At 32.2% G+C, this 528-nt stretch carries 1 protein-coding gene; it reads right to left on the reverse strand.

What is annotated here, in order from left to right:
• Window positions 1-197: 197 nt before the first annotated feature.
• Window positions 198-473, reverse strand: a complete 276-nt coding sequence (locus IDG60_RS01675; RefSeq protein WP_000159839.1) for a hypothetical protein — start codon at window positions 471-473, stop codon at window positions 198-200.
• Window positions 474-528: the final 55 nt, after the last annotated feature.

Here is a 528-nt window from a genome sequence, read left to right on the forward strand (position 1 = left end):
CTAAGGTATCATTACACATAGGCGCACTTGTCTCCTTTAGTTTGGGTTTGGTCACTTTAAATTATAGAGGCAATTGCGCTTTTTGTGTATTAAAAAAAGCAGGAAGTTTTACCTTCCCACCATAAAAGATGAAGAACCAATATTGTAGCTATACTGAATAACTGGATCCTGAGACATAAAACAATGTCTCACTCTAATTAAATCATTTTATGAACAAATCTTATAATTGCTAAAATGACAATGACAAGTGTTGAAATAAGTGAAAACACTTTAAACTTTTTGTAGTCGTTTTTCGTTTCATTTTCTCCTGTTTTCATCATTTCACGTAGCTCTTGCTCAATTTCTAAATCAAGATCTGTTTTACGATAACCATTCAAACCTTGACGTTCATCTTCTTCAGTTTGATTTTGTTGCTGTGTGTCTTTGTTGTCAGAAGTCGCTACTGTTTTTTTATTATCTGTTTCTTTAGTCATAACAAACGCCTCCGTTATAAAACGCTATATTTAATGATATGTGATATTTAAGCCA

The organism is Staphylococcus sp. EG-SA-2, assembly GCF_017152085.1.